The organism is Microbulbifer guangxiensis (assembly GCF_021729075.1).
GTDB classification, from domain to species: domain Bacteria; phylum Pseudomonadota; class Gammaproteobacteria; order Pseudomonadales; family Cellvibrionaceae; genus Microbulbifer; species Microbulbifer guangxiensis.
Genome location: NZ_JAJSAQ010000004.1, coordinates 101,705 through 119,487 on the forward strand (window position 1 = coordinate 101,705; position 17,783 = coordinate 119,487).

The 17,783-nt window shown below is 61.6% G+C and carries 15 protein-coding genes; 7 read left to right on the forward strand and 8 right to left on the reverse strand.

Going from position 1 to position 17,783, the window contains the following annotated elements; all coding sequences use genetic code 11:
* Window positions 1-50 precede the first annotated feature (50 nt).
* On the reverse strand, window positions 51-2,903 hold the full coding sequence (gene glnE, locus LVD12_RS10005; protein WP_237067571.1) for a bifunctional [glutamate--ammonia ligase]-adenylyl-L-tyrosine phosphorylase/[glutamate--ammonia-ligase] adenylyltransferase: 2,853 nt from the start codon (window positions 2,901-2,903) through the stop codon (window positions 51-53).
* A gap of 64 nt (window positions 2,904-2,967) precedes the next feature.
* Complete coding sequence (tfpB, locus tag LVD12_RS10010) at window positions 2,968-4,743, reverse strand: type IV pilus assembly ATPase TfpB (protein ID WP_237067572.1); 1,776 nt, start codon at window positions 4,741-4,743, stop codon at window positions 2,968-2,970.
* Window positions 4,744-4,926: 183 nt separating this feature from the next.
* Between tfpB and LVD12_RS10015 the strand changes: the two genes are divergently transcribed.
* From LVD12_RS10015 to LVD12_RS10025, 3 genes are all read left to right on the forward strand, one after another.
* Window positions 4,927-5,604 (forward strand): TIGR00153 family protein, encoded by a 678-nt coding sequence (locus LVD12_RS10015; protein WP_237067573.1) that lies wholly within the window; start codon window positions 4,927-4,929, stop codon window positions 5,602-5,604.
* A gap of 12 nt (window positions 5,605-5,616) precedes the next feature.
* Entirely contained in the window at window positions 5,617-6,891 is a 1,275-nt protein-coding gene (locus LVD12_RS10020; RefSeq protein WP_237067574.1) for an inorganic phosphate transporter, read from the forward strand.
* Between the two features lie 100 nt (window positions 6,892-6,991).
* Entirely contained in the window at window positions 6,992-7,807 is an 816-nt protein-coding gene (locus tag LVD12_RS10025; RefSeq protein WP_237067575.1) for a PhzF family phenazine biosynthesis protein, read from the forward strand.
* On the opposite strand, the gene LVD12_RS10030 is transcribed toward LVD12_RS10025, so the two are convergent.
* Window positions 7,798-8,253, reverse strand: coding sequence for a DUF6314 family protein (locus LVD12_RS10030; protein ID WP_237067576.1), 456 nt, complete (start codon window positions 8,251-8,253; stop codon window positions 7,798-7,800). The genes LVD12_RS10025 and LVD12_RS10030 overlap by 10 nt on opposite strands.
* Before the next feature lie 13 nt (window positions 8,254-8,266).
* Here LVD12_RS10030 and LVD12_RS10035 point away from each other — a divergent pair, with 13 nt between their 5' ends.
* From LVD12_RS10035 to ilvD, 4 genes are all read left to right on the forward strand, one after another.
* Complete coding sequence (locus tag LVD12_RS10035; RefSeq protein WP_237067577.1) at window positions 8,267-9,154, forward strand: carboxylate/amino acid/amine transporter; 888 nt, start codon at window positions 8,267-8,269, stop codon at window positions 9,152-9,154.
* Window positions 9,147-10,307, forward strand: a complete 1,161-nt coding sequence (gene argE, locus LVD12_RS10040) for an acetylornithine deacetylase (RefSeq protein WP_237067578.1) — start codon at window positions 9,147-9,149, stop codon at window positions 10,305-10,307. Before LVD12_RS10035 ends, argE begins: the two co-directional genes overlap by 8 nt.
* 214 nt (window positions 10,308-10,521) lie before the next feature.
* Window positions 10,522-11,826, forward strand: a complete 1,305-nt coding sequence (gene argA / locus LVD12_RS10045; protein WP_237067579.1) for an amino-acid N-acetyltransferase — start codon at window positions 10,522-10,524, stop codon at window positions 11,824-11,826.
* A gap of 148 nt (window positions 11,827-11,974) precedes the next feature.
* Entirely contained in the window at window positions 11,975-13,810 is a 1,836-nt protein-coding gene (gene ilvD / locus LVD12_RS10050) for a dihydroxy-acid dehydratase (RefSeq protein WP_237067580.1), read from the forward strand.
* Between the two features lie 66 nt (window positions 13,811-13,876).
* Here ilvD and LVD12_RS10055 read toward each other — a convergent pair whose 3' ends face one another.
* The 5 genes from LVD12_RS10055 to LVD12_RS10075 form a co-directional block, all read right to left on the reverse strand.
* Complete coding sequence (locus LVD12_RS10055) at window positions 13,877-14,527, reverse strand: energy transducer TonB (protein WP_237067581.1); 651 nt, start codon at window positions 14,525-14,527, stop codon at window positions 13,877-13,879.
* A gap of 228 nt (window positions 14,528-14,755) precedes the next feature.
* Complete coding sequence (locus LVD12_RS10060; protein WP_237067582.1) at window positions 14,756-16,084, reverse strand: tetratricopeptide repeat protein; 1,329 nt, start codon at window positions 16,082-16,084, stop codon at window positions 14,756-14,758.
* Window positions 16,085-16,095: 11 nt separating this feature from the next.
* Window positions 16,096-16,719, reverse strand: coding sequence for an energy transducer TonB (locus tag LVD12_RS10065; protein WP_237067583.1), 624 nt, complete (start codon window positions 16,717-16,719; stop codon window positions 16,096-16,098).
* A 5-nt stretch (window positions 16,720-16,724) separates the two neighbouring features.
* On the reverse strand, window positions 16,725-17,126 hold the full coding sequence (locus tag LVD12_RS10070; RefSeq protein ID WP_237067584.1) for an ExbD/TolR family protein: 402 nt from the start codon (window positions 17,124-17,126) through the stop codon (window positions 16,725-16,727).
* A 126-nt stretch (window positions 17,127-17,252) separates the two neighbouring features.
* Window positions 17,253-17,780 carry a MotA/TolQ/ExbB proton channel family protein gene (locus tag LVD12_RS10075; RefSeq protein ID WP_237067585.1) on the reverse strand — a complete coding sequence of 176 codons (528 nt, stop codon included), beginning with the start codon at window positions 17,778-17,780 and terminating at the stop codon, window positions 17,253-17,255.
* Window positions 17,781-17,783: the final 3 nt, after the last annotated feature.

The window sequence follows — 17,783 nt, forward strand, 5'->3', positions numbered from 1 at the left end:
TGAAAAACAGTTTATGCACAAAGCACAGCAGAGGCGGGAGCGCACGCGCTTCAGCCGAACAGCTGTTGCCAGTTTGTAGAAACGGTCTTTCTTTCCGCTTTGTACTGGTCACCGTCTACTACTCCCGGCAGTTGTTGTAATGCCAGGCGATGACCCTCAGATCGGTAGGCTTTGTAGGCGTCGATCAGATGTCCGGCTTGGTGGGCCGACATCAGGCCTGCCTCGTCGAGACTTTCGAGAATGCGAATGTTATCGGTATAACGCACGATCGAAGGCGCTTTATGCGCCCAGGCCAGAGCAGCATATTGAACCATAAACTCGATATCGACAATACCGCCCGGGCCCTGCTTGAGGTCGAACGAATCCTTATTGCTCTTATCCAGATGTGCGCGCATTTTATCGCGCATCGCCACCACGTCCTCACGCAACTTCTGCTCGTCCCGCGGCGAACAAAGCAAGTCGAGCCGCAGCTGGTCGAAATCAGCACTCAGGCGATCACTGCCTGCCACTGGCCGCGCCCGTACCAGTGCCTGATGTTCCCAGGTCCAGGCGCTCTCGCGCTGGTATTTTTCGAAGGCCGCGAGCGAGGTCACCAGCAGGCCCGAGTTGCCCGAGGGCCGCAGGCGGGTATCCACTTCGTAAAGCGGCCCGCTGAGGGTGCGGGTCTGCAGGATATGAATCAGCCGTTGGGCCAGACGGGTGTAGAAACTGAGGTTGTCGATGGCGCGCTCGCCATCCGTCACGCCCTGGGGAGCGGCATCGTGTACAAAGACGATATCCAGGTCCGATCCGTGGCCCAGTTCCAGCCCCCCGAGCTTGCCGTAAGCGATGATGACGAAGCGCATGTCGTCCGCGGAGGCGTCGGCGGGCTGACCGTACTTTGCCACCACCTGCTGCCAGGCGAGCACCAGCGACTGCTGCAGGATGGCCTCGGCAAGCCAGGTGAGGGAGTCGCTCACCTTCATCAGCGGCAGCGCTCCGGTCACTTCCTGCGCCGCGATACGCAATGCCTGCCCCTGCTTGAAGTGGCGCAGGGCCTCCATCTGCGCCTCCAGGTCCTCCGGATCCACCCTGAGCATCTCCCGGCGCAGCTCATTGGCGATATCGACCGCCGAGGCCGGCGCCAGCAGCCGGCGACTGTCGAGGAGTTCGTCGAGCAGGATGGGATGACGAGCGAGTTGGTCGGCAATGAAGGGGCTGGCACTGCACAGCCGCAGCAGTTGACTCAGCACCGGCGGGTTTTCATTGATCAGCACCAGGTAGGCGCTGCGGCGCAGCACCGCACGCACCAGCGGTAATACCCGCTGCACCGCCAGTAACGGCTGCTCCTCCTGGGCGGCCGCGGCCAGCAGCAGCGGCATAAACTGGTCCAGGCGCTCGCGGGCGGCGTTGGGCAGGGCCCGCACCATGGGTGAGCTGTGGAGATCGGCGATGGGCTGCAGGGCCTCCTCGGGTGGAGCAAAGCCCGCACGCTGCAGGCTGAGCAGATTGACTTCGCGGCCCTCCTCACTGGTACAACTGGCCCACAGACCTTCCCACTCCTCCGCCGCGCTGGGCTCAGCGATTTCCTCCGGCGGCGCGATGACGATGTCGAATTCGCGTTCGATCAGCCGGCGCGCCCCCGCCAGTTGATCCAGCAGTTCCTGCCAGCCATCGCAACCCAGCGCATAGGCGAGCGCCGCCCGGCGGTGCTCCTCGGTGGGCAGGGTCTGGGTCTGCTGGTCCCGCTCCGCCTGCAGGGCGTGCTCTACCCGGCGCAACAGTAGATAGGCCTCGGCCAGGGGCCCGGCGACACCTTCGTCCAGATGGCCATCCTGTTCCAGCAGGGGCAACAGCGTGAGCAGGTTGCGCTCCCGCAGCGCCGGCTCGCGGCCGCCACGAATCAACTGGAAGGCCTGGGCGATGAACTCCACCTCGCGGATGCCGCCCCGGCCCAGCTTGATATTGTCCACCAGCCCCCGGGCGCGGACCTGGCGCTGGATCAGCCCTTTCATCTCCCGCAGGGCATCGATGGCGCTGAAGTCGATATAGCGGCGGTAGGTGAACGGGCGCAGCAGCTCCATGAGTTCCGCGCCCAGTGCCGCGTCCCCGGCCACCGGGCGCGCCTTGACCATGGCGTAGCGCTCCCACTCGCGGCCCTGGGTCTGGTAGTAGTCCTCCATGGCGGCAAAGTGGCTCACCAGCGGACCGCTGTCGCCATAGGGGCGCAGGCGCATGTCCACCCGGAACACGAAACCGTCGGCGGTGATGGCATCGAGGGACTTGATGATCCGCTGACCCAGGCGCTGGAAGAATTTCTGGTTCTCGAGCCCGCGCTCGCCATCGGTCGCGCCGGGTTCCGGATAAGCAAAGATCAGGTCGATGTCCGATGACAGGTTGAGTTCGCGCGCACCCAGCTTGCCCATGCCGAGCACCACCATGGACTGAGCGTTGCCATCGCGATCCCGCGGCTCGCCATAACGCGCTATGAGATCGCGGTGATGCCACTCGAGGGCAGCCTGGATACAGGTCTCGGCCAGGTCCGACAGGCGCCTGCAGACCCGGGGAATATCCCACTGGCCGGCAAAATCGCGCCAGATCGCCTCGGCGGTGACCCGGTTGCGCAGCCGCCGCAGGGCCCGATCCAGCTCCGCCTCCTCGTCAATGGTGCGCATCCAGTCGCTGTCGAGCCCCAGATCGTCCTCCGCAAGCAGCTGCGGCAACAGATCCGGATAGCGACAGCACTGCTGTACGAAGAAATCCGAACCGATGAAACTGCGGGCAACTGCCAGCTGTGCTTCTGCCTTATTCAGCGCGGAGACAACCTCGCCCATCGGCTCGTCGCCCACCGCCCCGCACCAGCGCTGCCAGCGCTCCTCCAGCAGTGACTGCAGTTCCGCGGGACAGTGAGCGGCGTCGAACATGGCGTGATTCATCCTGAAAGCGTGGCCTAAAACGAGCGTTTTTGATGATGCGACGGTGTTTGGATCAGAAGGCAATATCCGGTGGTGGCGCCACCCGCAGCACCTCTGCCACGGTGGTGATGCCGGCGGCGACTTTCCTGGCTCCGGAAAGCCGCAGGCTGCTCATGCCCTCCCGCATGGCCTGGCGGCGCAATACCTGCAGGTCGCAGTCGGCAGTCACCAGCCCCTGGATCGACTCGGTGAAAGGCAGTATCTCGTAGATTCCCTGCCGGCCGCGATAGCCGGTATTGCGGCACTCGAGACAGCCCTCCGGGCGATAGACCACTTCGGGCTTCGGCGCCTTCCACGGCCGGGTCAGGGCCTGCCAGTCGTCATCGCTGACGCTGTCCTTTTGCTTGCAGGCCGGGCACAGGGTCCGCACCAGGCGCTGGGCCATGACCCCGAGCACACTGGACTTGAGCAGGTAATGTGGCAAGCCCAGGTCCAGCAGGCGGGTGACCGCCGTGGGCGCGTCATTGGTGTGCAGGGTAGAGATCACCAGGTGGCCGGTAAGCGCTGCCTGCACCGCCATCTGCGCCGTCTCCAGATCGCGGATCTCCCCCACCATGATGATGTCCGGGTCCTGCCGCATCAGGGTGCGGATGCCGGCGGCGAAATCCAGCCCGATAGCGTGGTGCACCTGGGTCTGGTTGAAGCTCTCCTCCACCATCTCGATCGGGTCCTCGATGGTGGAAACATTCACCTCGCTGGTCGCCAGCTGCTTGAGGCCTGTATAGAGGGTGGTGGTCTTGCCCGAGCCGGTGGGCCCGGTCACCAGCACGATTCCGTTGGGACGGCCCAGCATGGTCTGCCAGCGGGCCAGGTCATCGCCGCCAAGGCCCAGATCGCTGTAGGAACGGGCCAGCACCTCCGGATCAAAGATCCGCATCACCAGCTTTTCCCCGAACGCGGTGGGCAGCGTGGAGAGGCGCAACTCCACCTCGCGGCCATCCGGACGCTTGGTCTTGATGCGGCCGTCCTGGGGTTTGCGTTTCTCGGCCACGTTCATGCGGCCGAGGATCTTCAGGCGGCTGGTAACAGCGGCGTTCACCTGGTCCGGCAGGTCGTGGATGGGGTGCAGCACGCCGTCGATACGAAACCGGATCCGGCCCAGGTCCCGCCGCGGCTCGATATGGATATCGCTGGCGCGCTGGTCGAAAGCGTGCTGCAACAGCCAGTCGACGATATTGACGATGTGCTGGTCATTGGCCTCCGGGTCCTTGAGGCTGCCCAGCTCCAGCAGCTGCTCGAAGTTACCGCTGGAGGCACTGCCCTTGAGGCCACTGGCACCGGAGATGGACTTGGCCAGGGAGTAGAATTCGACACAGTAGCGCTGGATATCCGCCGGATCCGCCACCACCCGCTGCACCGAGCGACCACTGGTGTGCTCCAGCTGTTCCTCCCAACCATGGGTAAACGGCTGGGCGGTGGCCACCAGCAGAGAGTCCTTGCTCGCCTCCACACAGAGGATCTGGTGGCGCTTGGCGAACTGGAAGCTCATGACCTCGGTAATCGCCGCCACGTTCACCTTCAGCGGGTCGATATGGTACAGGCGGTGCGAGGCGCTCTCGGCCAGCCACTGGGTCAGGGTCTCGCTGTCCAGCACCCGCCCGGGGGCCTTGAGGTTCTCCAACTCACAGCTGGCGATGTAGGAGAGCGGATGCATCTGCGCCTGCTCGGCTGTGCGTGGGGTGCCGATCAGCCGGTTGGCATCCTTGCGGCTGACCAGGCCCTGACCAACCAGGTCCTCCAGCAGCCCCGCCAGGTCCAGCAAACGGTCCGCCAATTTACTTGCAGCCATAGGGAACACTCTTCTTCTATTCTTTTGCTTGAACACCCGGGTTGCGTTGCCCGGGAACAGGCCGACGGGGCATTGTAGCCCCTTCGACGCCCCGCGACAGGCAATCCGTCCACCCGGTTACCGCGTTTGCCGCGGTTTAAGGTACCATGCGCGCCACTTCGACCCCGAGCCGAGGAGCTAACCATGCCCCTGTCCAATATCGCCAACCTGTTTGGCCGCTCGCCGATCAAGCCGATCAAAGAGCATATGGCGACAGCCCACGAGGCCTCCGCCGACCTGGTTCCCTTCTTCGAAGCCCTGATCCAGGGCGACCTGGCCAAGGCTGAGGAAATCCAGAAGCGCATTTCCGCCGCCGAGAACCGCGCCGACGATATCAAGCGTGATCTGCGCCTGCACCTGCCGGACAGTCTGTTCATGCCGGTGTCCCGCTCCGACCTGCTGGAATTGCTGCACGCCCAGGACAAGATCGCCAACACAGCCCAGGATATCGCCGGCCTTGCCATCGGTCGCAAAATGGAAATTCCCGCCCAACTGCAGAACCAGATGGGCACCTTCGTCGAAAGTGTCGTCGCCACCTCCGCCCAGGCACTGCGCGCCATCAATGAGCTGGACGAACTGCTGGAGTCGGGCTTCGCCGGCCGCGAAGTGGATATCGCTCAGCGCATGACCGAAGAGCTGGATGACCTGGAGCGGAAATCGGACAAGCTGGAAGTGGAAATCCGCGCCTCCCTGTTCGGCATCGAGAAGGATCTGCCGCCGGTGGATGTGATTTTCCTCTACCGGGTCATCGAGTGGGTCGGCGACCTCGCCGACTGTGCTCACGGTGTGGGCAACCGATTGCAGTTACTGCTGGCGCGATAAGGGGGAAGCTCGATGGAAATTATCAGTCAGTACGGGCATATCTTCCTGATCCTTGCCTGTCTATTCGGATTCTTCATGGCCTGGGGCGTGGGTGCCAACGATGTCGCCAACGCCATGGGTACCTCGGTGGGGTCCCGCGCCCTGACCATCAAGCAGGCGATCCTGATCGCCATGGTGTTCGAATTTGCCGGGGCCTACCTGGCCGGCGGTGAGGTGACCTCCACCATCCGCAAGGGCATCATCGACTCGGAGATCTTTTCCGAACAGCCGGAACTTCTGGTCTACGGCATGCTATCGGCCCTGCTGGCAGCGGGCACCTGGCTGCTGATCGCCAGCATCCTCGGCTGGCCTGTCTCTACCACCCACTCGATCGTCGGCGCCATCGTCGGCTTCTCTGCGGTCGGCATTTCCGTCGACGCAGTGGCCTGGGGCAAGGTGGGCAGCATCGTCGCCAGCTGGGTGGTGTCCCCGGTGCTCGCCGGGACCATCTCCTTCCTGCTGTTCCGCAGCGTGCAGCGGTTGATCCTCAATACCGAAGACCCGTTTGCCAACGCCAAGCGCTACATCCCCATTTACATGTTCGCCGTGGGCTGGATGATCGCCATGGTGACCCTTACCAAGGGCCTGAAACATGTATTCAAGGATGCCAATATCCAGCTGAACTTCCTTCAGGATGCAGGTATCGCCGCCATCGCCGGCCTGATCGTGATGGGTATTGGCGTCATGATGCTCAAGCGCATCAAGCGGGATCCCGGCAAGGAGAAGGACAACCGCTTCTACAATGTGGAGCGGGTATTCGCCATCCTGATGATCTTTACCGCCTGTGCCATGGCTTTTGCCCACGGCTCCAACGACGTGGCCAACGCCGTCGGCCCACTGGCGGCAGTGGTGAATACCGTGCAGATGGGCACGGTAGCCGCCAAGGCCACCATGCCGTCCTGGATCCTGCTGCTCGGTGGCCTGGGTATCGTCGTCGGCCTGGCCACCTACGGCTTCAAGGTGATGGCGACCATCGGTCGCAAGATTACCGAGCTGACACCGAGCCGCGGCTTTGCCGCCGAGCTGGGCGCCGCCGCCACCGTGGTGCTGGCCTCCGGAACCGGCCTGCCCATTTCCACCACCCACACCCTCGTTGGGGCGGTGCTTGGCGTGGGCCTGGCCCGCGGTATCGGCGCACTCAACCTGCGCATGATCACGACCATTGCCGCCTCCTGGGTAGTCACCCTGCCCGCCGGTGCCGGTATCGCCATCCTGTTTTTCTTCTTCTTCAAGGGCATCTTCGGCTAGTCGCCGAGTACCTCGCCCTGTTAAAAAGGGGAGCGACGCCAGGCGTCGCTCCCCTTTTTTGTTGGAACCGGGCGGGCCCGGAGTGTATAGGAAGACAGCCATGCAACTGCCCATCTACCAGGCGGACGCTTTCACCAGCCAGACCTTCGGCGGCAACCCGGCGGCACTGGTGCCACTCGAGGCATGGCTCCCGGACGAGCTGTTGCAACGAATCGCGGCCGAGAACAATCTCTCCGAGACCGCCTTTACGGTAGCGAAGGAGGACGGATTCGAACTGCGCTGGTTTACCCCGGTAGCAGAAGTGCCGCTATGCGGACATGCCACCCTCGCTGCGGCACACCTGCTGTGGTCCGAGTATGGCTTTGCAGGGGGTGAAATCCGCTTCTTTACCCACAGCGGCCCGCTGATTGCCCGGCGCACGGGCGACGGGATCGCGCTGGACTTCCCGGCACAGATACCGCGGCCAGTTGAGCTGGAAAAGCACTTTGTTGCACCTTTCGGTATCGAGCCAGAAGAGGCCCTCGTCGAGGACATGGAAGGCGGCAAGCTGTTGCTGGTGTTTGCCAGTGAACAGCAGATCCGGGACCTGCAACCGGACTTCCGCGCCGTGGCAAACCTGCCCTACCAGGGCGTCGTCTGCACAGCGGCGGGGAAGGAGTGCGACTTTGTCAGCCGGTTCTTCGCCCCGAATGTCGGCATCGATGAAGACCCGGTTACCGGCTCTGCCCACACCCTGCTGACGCCGTTGTGGTCGGCGAAGCTGGGCAAGCTCCGTCTGGTCGCCCGGCAGGTCTCGCCCCGCGGAGGGGATCTGTGCTGCGAGCTGAGAGGGGAGCGGGTTATCCTGGAAGGCAAGGCGGTGACATACCTGCGCGGTGAAATCATTGTCCCGGATTGGGGGCAATGTCACCAGTAGTGGTAATGCAGCCGCTCCTCCTTGCGCGGACCGGTAATGGTCCAGATCAGCTCGATTTCACTGCCGTGCAACAGCAGGTCGGCGGCGTAGGTATCGGCACCGCACAGGTGAGGCGCCACCTGACGCAGGCCCTGTGCCGTCACTGGCGCCAGCTCAAACAACAGCACCGGCTCCTCCCGCCGCTGGTGCTCCAGCCGCACCCGGTCATCCAGGCGACCCCAGCGATAGCGGTTGCGCATCGACACGGTTCGGCCGTCACTGCGGGTAAACTTTGCGGTTTCATCGAAGAGCAACAGATCCCCACAGCGGGCTACCGCCACCTGGCCACGGCCGTGGCCGTGCCAGTCGGTCGCGGAGCCCTCCCCGTTACTGGCGGTGAAGCTGAATTCCGTGATTCGTGCGAGGCGCGACCATAACGCCTCGATGACTTTGTGTTGATCAACCACCGGCTAAAGAACCATGTCGCTTCTGATTTTCGTCACTGTGCTCTGGGCCTTCTCATTCAGCCTGATCGGCGCCTACCTCGCCGGCCAGGTAGACAGCTATTTTGCCGTGCTCACCCGCATCCTGCTGGCGGGGCTGGTGTTTCTGCCCGTCTTTCGCTGGCGCGGTTGCGACAGCCGCACGGCGCTGGGACTCATGGCCATCGGTGCGGTGCAACTGGGCCTTATGTACCTGTTTTACTACCAGTCCTTCCTGCTGCTCAGTGTACCCGAGGTGCTGCTGTTCACGATCTTTACCCCGGTCTACATCGCCCTGTTATACGACCTGCTGGAGCGACGCTTTTCACCCTGGAACCTGCTGGTCGCCGTGCTCGCAGTTGCCGGCGCGGCAATCATCCGCTGGGATCAGCCAGCGGGCAATTTCTGGCGCGGCTTCCTCGTCGTGCAGGGTGCCAACCTGTGCTTCGCCGTGGGGCAGGTAGCCTACAAACAGTTTATGCAGCGGCGGCCGGCCCTGCAGGCACACACCGCGTTTGCCTGGTTCTATCTGGGGGCCGGAATCGTGGCCCTCTCTGCCTGGCTGCTGATTGGCAAACCGGACTACCCCACAACGCCGGTACAGTGGGCCGTACTGTTGTGGCTGGGGCTGGTGGCTTCCGGGCTCGGTTACTACCTGTGGAACCAGGGGGCAACCCGGGTCTCGGCAGGGACCCTGGCGGCCATGAACAATGCACTGATTCCCGCAGGGCTGCTGGTTAATCTGTTAATCTGGAACCGGGACGCGGACCTCTCCCGGCTGGGCCTTGGCGGCGGCATCATCGTGGCCGCCGTACTGGTGAGCGAGTGGAGGGTGCGGCGCCAAACACACGGGGCTACTCAATCGGCAGGGAAAACTCATGGCTGACACGCTTCCGGATCTCAAGCAGCAGCTGGCACAACTGGTGGCGAGCCCCAGCATCAGCGCCACCGACCCGAAACTGGATATGGGCAACCGGGGCGTTGTGGAGTTGCTGGCGGCCTGGCTGGAGACCCTCGGTTTCAACGTTGAGCTGATGCCGCTGCCGGACCAGCCCCACAAGGCGAATATGATCGCCACCCTGTCTGGCGGAGGCCCCGGCGACGGCGGGCTGGTGCTGGCCGGCCATACCGATACCGTGCCCTACGATGAGGGGCGCTGGCAGTCGGATCCTTTCAAGCTGGACGACCGCGACAACCGGTTCTACGGTCTCGGCAGCACGGACATGAAGGGGTTCTTTCCCATTGCCATCGAGGCCGCCAGGGCGTTTACCGGTAAACCGTTGCAGCAGCCGCTGATCATTCTCGCCACCGCCGATGAGGAAACCTCCATGGACGGTGCCCGCGCCCTGGTGGAAGCCGGCCGGCCCCACGGTCGCTACGCCGTGATTGGCGAACCTACCGGTCTCAGGCCCATCCACATGCACAAGGGCATGATGATGGAGGCGGTGCGTATCACCGGTAAAACCGGCCACTCCTCCAACCCCGCGCTCGGGGCCAACGCCCTGGAAGCCATGCATGCTGCCATCGCGACCCTCCTGCGGGTTCGTGCGGAATGGCAGGCGCAATACCGGAACCCCGGCTTCGCCGTGCCGGTGCCCACCATGAACCTTGGCTGCATCCACGGTGGTGACAACCCCAATCGCATCTGCGGGCATACGGAGCTCCAGTTCGACGTGCGCCCGCTGCCCGGCATGCCGCTCGAGGAACTGCGGGCGGAACTGGACCGGAGACTGCATGCAGCGGTACAGGATGAAAAAATTTCGCTGGAATACGGTCCCATTTTTCGCGGCACGGAAGCGTTCGCTCAGGACAGGACCTCGGAGCTGGTCAGGGTGGCCGAGAAGCTGACCGGACACAGTGCCGAGAGCGTCGCTTTCGCCACCGAGGCTCCCTATTTCAAGAGCATGGGTATGGATACCATCGTGCTGGGACCGGGGGATATTGATCAGGCACACCAACCGGACGAGTACCTTGGCCAGGAGCGCATCGGGCCGATGGTAGAGGTGCTGCGGGGCCTGATTGCCCGGTTCTGCATGTAATCCGGCGCTCACAACGATTCAGGCAGAAAGCGTACAAAGGTCTCCCTGTAGCAACCCGTCATGCCGGAGCTGTTGTCGCTGTCCTTTTTCATTGCTGCGGTAATCCGGGGGCACCGGTCTGGCACCTGATCCAGGGCTGAACCACTCACAGGAGCGCCCTGGCCCGGAAGTGCGGTATATTCCAGTACCCAGCGAAAATACGGATAGTGACCGAGTGAGCGACAGTAAAGCCCCGTTACATTGGTTCCGCCACGCTGCGCCCTATATCAACGACCTGCGCAGCCGCACGCTGGTCATCGCCATCCCCGGTGATGCCCTGGAACACACCAATTTCCGCAGCCTGATCCACGATATGGCGCTGCTGGCGAGCCTCGGTGTGCGCCTGGTGGTCGTCCACGGTGCGCGGCCACAGGTATGTCGCGCGCTCGAGCAGCGAAACTTGCCACAGCGTTTCCACGGCACCAATCGTGTGACCGATCGTGAAACCCTTGAAATCATCAAGGCGGCAGTGGGCAAGTTGCGCTTTGATATTGAGGCCGCGTTTTCCCAGGGGCTGCCGGATTCCCCCATGGCCCGCTCTGCACTCAAGGTGGTGTCGGGAAATTTTGTCACTGCAAGGCCGATCGGCATCCTGGACGGTATCGATTTGGGCTGGACCGGCACGGTCCGCCGCATGGAAGTGAACACTATCCGCCACACCCTGGACCAAGGCGGTTTGGTTCTGCTCTCTCCACTGGGCACCTCGCTTACCGGGGAGCTGTTCAATCTCAACTATCTGGACCTGGCTGCCGAAGCTGCACACACCCTGCAGGCGGAGAAGCTGGTGATCTTCCGCGAGTCGCCCCAGTTACTGGTGAATGACAGGCCGGTTCAGGAGCTGAGCCTGGTGCAGGCGGAGCAGGCCACCGCCCGCACCGACAGCGATGCCCTGCGCTGCGCTATCCGAGCCTGCAATGCCGGCACCCCGCGTACTCATCTGTTGAGTTACGCCCAGGACGGTGCCCTGGTACAGGAGCTGTTCAGTCGCGAAGGTACCGGAACCATGATCTATCGCGACAGCTATGAGGTGGTGCGCCGGGCCCGGATCACTGATGTCGGCGGCATTCTCGGGCTCATCCGCCCGCTGGAGAAACAGGGCATTCTGGTGCGCCGTTCGCGGGAGAAACTCGAGGCGGAGATCGAACATTTCACTCTTGTGGAAGTGGATGGGACACCGGTTGCCTGCGCCGCCCTGTATCCTATCGCGGATGAGAGTGGAGCGACCGTCGCAGCGGAGATCGCCTGCGTGGCCATCCACCCGGATTTCCGTGGCGGTGGCCGCGGGGCCAAGCTGTTGCACCACCTGGAGCGGCAGGCGGCGGTACTGGATATCGATGAGCTATACGTTCTCACCACCCAGGCAGAACACTGGTTTATCGAGCGGGGATTCGAACAGGTAGAGGTGTGTAAACTCCCGGCAGCTCGCCAGTCGCTCTACAACATTCAACGCAATTCGCGCGTTTTGCGCAAAGCCCTCTAAGCGGCAAATCCCTTGCGCCACATCCGCTGAAACAAAATGACCATCCTAAAATAACCTCTGACCGACCGCCTGCACGGGAATCCATCCCGAATACGGCGTTTTTTTGTTAAGCTGGCGCTCCGATTTAACAATTCAGCCGGAAGGTTTTATGCCCGCTTACCGATCCCGTACCTCGACAGCCGGCCGCAATATGGCCGGCGCCCGTGCCCTCTGGCGGGCCACGGGAATGAAGGACGATGATTTCCAGAAACCCATTATCGCCGTTGCCAACTCCTTTACCCAGTTCGTACCCGGACATGTGCACCTGAAAGATATGGGGCAGCTGGTGGCCCGGGAGATCGAACGCGCGGGCGGCGTGGCCAAGGAATTCAATACCATCGCGGTGGATGACGGCATCGCCATGGGCCATGACGGCATGCTCTACAGCCTGCCCAGCCGCGAGATCATTGCCGACTCCGTGGAGTACATGGTCAACGCCCACTGTGCCGATGCACTGGTGTGCATTTCAAACTGCGACAAAATCACTCCGGGGATGCTGATGGCGGCCATGCGGCTCGATATCCCCGTTATCTTTGTTTCCGGCGGGCCGATGGAAGCGGGCAAAACCAAACTTGCCGATCACAAACTGGACCTGGTGGATGCAATGGTCATCGCCGCCACCGACTCCGCCAGCGATGAGGAAGTGGCCGAATATGAGCGTTCCGCGTGCCCGACCTGCGGCTCTTGCTCCGGCATGTTCACCGCCAACTCCATGAACTGCCTGACCGAAGCACTGGGCCTCTCCCTGCCCGGCAACGGCACAATGCTGGCGACCCACGCCGACCGGGAGCAGTTGTTCCTGCGCGCGGGCCGTGAAATTGTGGCGCTGGCAAAACGCTTTTATGAACAGGATGACGAGACCGCGCTGCCGCGCACCATCGCCAACCGCGCGGCCTTCGAGAATGCCATGGCCCTAGATATCGCCATGGGCGGCTCCACTAACACGATCCTCCACCTGCTGGCGGCAGCACAGGAGGGCGAAATCAATTTCGATCTCGCCGATATCGACCGGCTCTCGCGCAAGGTTCCACAGCTGTGCAAGGTGGCGCCCAACACGCAGAAATACCACATCGAGGATGTGCACCGCGCCGGCGGGGTCATGGCGATCCTGGGTGAACTGGAAGCGGCAGGGCTGATCGACGCCTCACTGCCGACAGTGCACAGTGACTCCATGAAAAGTGCTTTGCAGCAGTGGGATATCCGTCGTACCGACGACGCAGGCGTACACGAGTTCTATCGTGCAGGGCCGGCCGGCATCCCTACCCAGACTGCGTTCAGCCAGAGCTGTCGCTGGTCCAGCCTGGACGGCGATCGCCGCAGCGGCTGTATCCGCTCGGCAGAACATGCATACTCCAGCGAGGGCGGTCTGGCAGTGCTGTTCGGCAATCTGGCTCCCGGCGGCTGTGTCGTGAAGACCTCAGGCGTCGATGAAGCACTGTGGAAATTCGAGGGGCCAGCCCACATCGTGGAGAGCCAGGAGACGGCTGTGCGCAACATCCTCGACGGCAAAGTGCAGGCGGGTGAAGCAGTCATCGTCCGCTACGAAGGACCCAAAGGCGGCCCTGGTATGCAGGAAATGCTTTACCCCACCAGCTACCTCAAATCCAAAGGCCTCGGGCAATCCTGCGCACTGATCACTGACGGGCGCTTTTCCGGAGGCACTTCCGGGCTATCCATCGGCCACGTGTCTCCCGAGGCGGCCGCCGGAGGGAATATTGCCCTGGTGCAAAACGGCGATCCCATTCGTATCGACATACCCGCGCGCACCATTGAAGTTCTCTTGTCCGACGAAGAGCTGCAGCAACGCCGTGACGCCATGGTGAGCCGGGGCAGCAATGCATGGCAACCCGAGGAACAGCGCCCACGCAAGGTCAGCACCGCCCTGAAGGCCTACGCCATGCTTGCCACCAGTGCGGATCGCGGTGCGATCAGGGATCTCGGCTAGACCAACCGCTTGTACATCCAGATGTGAGCAGGCGGTGCTGGGCACCGCCTGTTTGACCACTGCCCCTCAGTTGGCCAGCTTGAAACGAATCCGATTGCGCACACCATGTCGCACAACCGGCTTGCCATCTTCCAGTTGCGGCCGGTATTTGAATCGCGCCACCGCAGCGACCGCAGCGCGATTGAAAATCTCGGTCGGGTTCCCAGCACTGTCGTAACCACCGACAACCACAGGATCGAGAACGTTGCCGGCCAGCCCGATACTGAATTCCACTACAACGTAGCCCTCGATGCCACGGCGCAGCGCTGTTGCCGGATAACGGGGAGCGGGCTTGAAGATCGGCACCGGACCACTGTTTTCAAGGATCGGACCGCGGACCTCATTGCCGGGGGCCGGCGGTGTGATCACCAGAATCGTCTTGCCGGGATCGACTTCCGTCCGTGTCCTGGGTGGTAACGGCTGGGGTTCCGGAGCCACCACCCGCTCCGGCGGCTGGAATTTCTGCACCGTCGGCTGCAGCTCCGGCAGGTGGATATTCTCGACCCTCGGAAACTGCTCAGGAGTGGGGGCTCTGTATTCCATCGCAATCAGCCGACTCATGAGCAGGATCAGCAACAGCGTGACCAGGGCCGCCAGGCCCCAGCTTTGCAGGGTGCGAAGGAAGTTTTGGTTCAGGGTATACGCAGTGGTTGGATTCAGCGGATAAGCTCTGTCCATAACACCATTCCTCATTGTTATTGGGGTGTCATTAGTGGCAGCCCGTGCTGCCATCGTTGGAAAAGCTGATCAGCTACTTAACTAATTAGTCGAAAATGGCGCTTTTGCAAATTATTCGCAATTGGAAGGCTGCTTTTTCGCCAGCAGCACAGCGCCAACTCGCATCCTGCGCACAAACAAAAAAGGCCGCACGATGTGCGGCCTTTTCGGCGGTGAAGTATCCGGCAATCAGATTGCCAGCTGTTCCTCGCGCTTCTTCTCGTTCTCGACGTAAGAAATCCACTGTTCGGCGAATTTCTTCGAGCGCTCATCCTTCAGCGCCTTCTTCAAAGTCTCGAGAGCCTCGTCGTACTGTTTGAGGTTGGCGTGTGCCATTCCAAGTACGATGTACAGCTGATCCGGGCGTTTCAGGCTGCCCTTGTTCAGAGCGCGCTTTGCCATGGTCACGGCTTGCTCGTTCTTGTCCAGGTCCAGGTAGATACCGGCCAGACGTGAATAGAGCTCACCCTTGTCCGACAGCTTGGCCGCACCCTCCAGCTCCGGAATTGCTTTCTGCAGTTCCTGAGCCATCTGGTAAGCCTGAGCCAGGGTTTCCAGATTCTTGGAGGTACGCTCGATCTTCTTCTCGTCGAGTCCTTTCTTGATGACCTTGGCACCTTTGTACGGCATCTCGTTACCCATGAAGAGATAAGCCATGTTCAACAGCTCTTTCTCTTTTTCCAGGGCACCGGCGATATAAGCCGCTTCCATCATGTGCAACTGGTCTTTCTCGCGCTTCAGCTCACCGTACATGCCGGACAGCTGTTTGTAGTACTCCCCTTTCGGGTAGTGCTTGACCAGTTTTTCCAGGATGTCGGTGACTTTCTTGTAGTCGTTCTTCTCGAAGTAGAAGTAACGCTGCAAGCCGTACCAGTTCTCCTTCGGCACCTTGCCTTCGGCCTCGTACATGGACACCGCCTTGTTGATGTCCGCGAGCGCCTTGCCTTCCTGACCGGCCTGGTAGTAGACCTGGCCACGGAGAGCGTAGTCAGCGGCTCCGATGGTGTCCGCGCGGCTGAACCACTGGTTCAGGTAGTTCAGCGCGTTGCTCCAGTCCTCGGTCACGAAGTACAGCTGGGCGATGGTCTTGAGCGTGTTCAGCTCGACACCCACCGGAATGTTTTCCACACCCTGGGCCAGTACTTTCTTGTACGCGTTAATCGCGTCCCGGTACCGCTCCATGCTGTAGTAAACAAAGCCGTAAAAATAGTACATCTGCGCACGTTCATACGCGTTGTACTTGTCCGCGCCGGACTCCATCTCCCGCAGCGCCTGCAGGGCCGCTGGCCAGTTCTCGGCGTCGGCCGCTTCCTGCACTGCACCCAGCTTTTTGAACACGTTTTCCCGCATCGCCGGGACCTTGCGCGTCTCTTCCGCTGCCGCCTGGGCGTACGGGGCGGAGACCCCGAGCGCTTCCAGGACAGTGACACTGACCGCGGGAGCCAAGACCAAGGGCAGCGCCACGGACGTTCGCAAGACGAATCTGGAGATTCCCTTCGTCATGGTCGTCAACTTCATATGCTTCCCCTTTAGTTCTGGGCCAGGTTAAAGCTGATCTTGGTCTTCACTCCGGGGACCTCGATCGGCTCACCGTCGACCACCCGCGGCTTGTACTTGTACTTCAGTGCAGACTTGATTGCCGCGCTGTTGAAGATGGTGGTGGGGCGACCGTCACTGGTGAAGGCCTCCACGACCCGCGCATCACGTACAGAGCCGTTCTTGGTTACTGTGTACTCGACGATGGCGTAACCCTCGATACCACGCTGCAGTGCGCGACGCGGGTACTGCGGAGCCACCTTCACGATGGGCAGGTAATCACCCTCGCTGGCGAAGCCGCCGATACCACCAACCTGTACCGAGGCAGAAGCACGCGGTGCAGACATATTGATGGAATCATCCAGGTTCGGATCGTCGAACTCAGGTTCCGGCATTTCGGGGGGCGGCTGCTCCGGCTCCTCCGGCTTGTCCGGCTTACTGGTGTCGTACTGGGTTTCGATCTTCTGCTCAGGCATCACGACGTCGGCAACCTTGATCTGCTCCTCCTCTTCGGGAGCGCCGAGGTTGGCCTCGATCAGCGCATGCATGGTGAAGATCAGGGCAAAGGTGGTGGCGACTGCCAGTACACCCGCCCCTAATAATCTTACCGGGTTCATAGCTGTTAACTCTTTTCTGTCGCGACCGAAACTTTCTCGATACCGATTCTCCTGGCAGCATCTGCAATCAGGGCAACCTTCTCGATACTCGCTTTCTTATCAGGCTGAATTACCAACCAACCCTTGGGGTTTTCGGCATAGAGACGCTCGAGGGTAACTTTTACCAGTCGATCGTCCACCTGCTCCTTGGCAATCCAGATTTCGTCGTTTTCGTTAATCGCTACCAGAATAGAGGCGGCTTTGAGTTCAGCGGTTGTCGCTTCCGGCTTCAACACGTCGACGCCCGGCTCCTTGATAAAGGTCGCGGTGACGATAAAGAAGATCAGCATGATGAACACCACGTCCAGCATGGGCGTGAGGTCAATTGCTCCAGCTTCTTCTTCTGCCGTTTTTTGTCTCTTGCTCATAGCAACTCTCTTAGCGAACTTCCTCGACGGAGCCCCTGCGGGGCCCCGCGAGAGTTTCTGGCTTGGCTAAACCTTCACAGCAAATAAGCTTGCGCCTCGGCCTGGCTCATTGCCTTATGCGGTGCCTTAGTGATCCATCGTCAGATGGTCTTCCAGCAGCTGGGTTTCACGCTCCGCTTTACGCTGGAGGTAGGTGTTGGCAAACACGCCAGACAGTGCGGTCACCATGCCCGCCATTGTCGGGATGGTGGCCATGGATACACCACTGGCCATCTGTTTGGCATCACCACCACCGGTGATCGCGAGAACTTCGAACACGTTGATCATGCCCCAGACCGTACCCAGGAGCCCGAACAGGGGCGCCAGAGCAACACAGGCCTGAATCATGTCCATATTGTCCTGAATCTTCTCGGATACCCGGGAGATCAGCGCGAAGCGGATCTGGTGCGCACCCCAGGATTTGCGCTCGGGGCGCTCCTCCCACTGGTCCAGTGCACCCTGCACATCGGACTTCAAGCTCTTGTTGAAGTAAAAGATGCGCTCAAAGATCAGCGTCCACATAAAGAAGGTCAGGCCGGCGATCAGAAGCAGTACTGGCCCGCCCGACGCCATAAAGGCGTTGACGGCGGCCCATGCGTCAATCAATGCGTGCATGTT